Below are 625 nucleotides of genomic sequence, written 5' to 3'. Positions count from 1 at the left end.
ATTGTTAGGCGCGAGAGTAGCCGAAGGCGCAGAGCAGCGCGTGGGCTCTCGCGGGCACGCGGAAGCAGACGGGCACCGCGAGGACTTAGGCATACCCAGGCCACGGCTCCCGGATGACCAGCTAAGGCTAACGAGCGGGAAACAGGAGCGACGCGCTAGAGGCGCCGGCGGCAGGAGTTGAACCTGCACCCGAGCAGACGAGTCTGCTGGGACCACTAGCGTGGTGCGTGTACCAATTCCGCTACGCCGGCAAGAAACGAAAAGACGCCTAACACCTGAGTTAAGCCGCGCCGCGAAGCGGCGTCGGCTTGGACGAATTGTTAGGCGAGCGGCTAGCGACCATGCTGGCTGCTGCCCTGAGTACTTCGGCCTGTGCGGTAAATGGAATAAGCACAGAAGGCGCTCAGTGCGAGCGCAACGACTGCGACCGTCACTCTACCCGCGGAGCCCATGTGCCAAAACAGCACGCGAGCATCGGGTGGGCCGAAGTACACCAGCAGCGAGAACGCGAGAAGAGCTATCGGTGTGAAGTACTTTCAAATCTTCGCCATGTGAGCTTCCTATACCGGCTACTACGATGTTACCCAAGCCGACTAACACCTGAGTTAAGCCGCGCCGCGAAGCG

At 61.1% G+C, this 625-nt stretch carries 1 tRNA gene; it reads right to left on the bottom strand.

The features are described from left to right. Window positions 1–162: 162 nt before the first annotated feature. Window positions 163–251, bottom strand: a tRNA-OTHER gene (locus E4F61_RS14020). Window positions 252–625: the final 374 nt, after the last annotated feature.

This window comes from Cognatilysobacter segetis (genome assembly GCF_004359965.1).
Lineage (GTDB): Bacteria > Pseudomonadota > Gammaproteobacteria > Xanthomonadales > Xanthomonadaceae > Cognatilysobacter > Cognatilysobacter segetis.
This window is presented reverse-complemented; position numbering and strand designations above follow the sequence as displayed.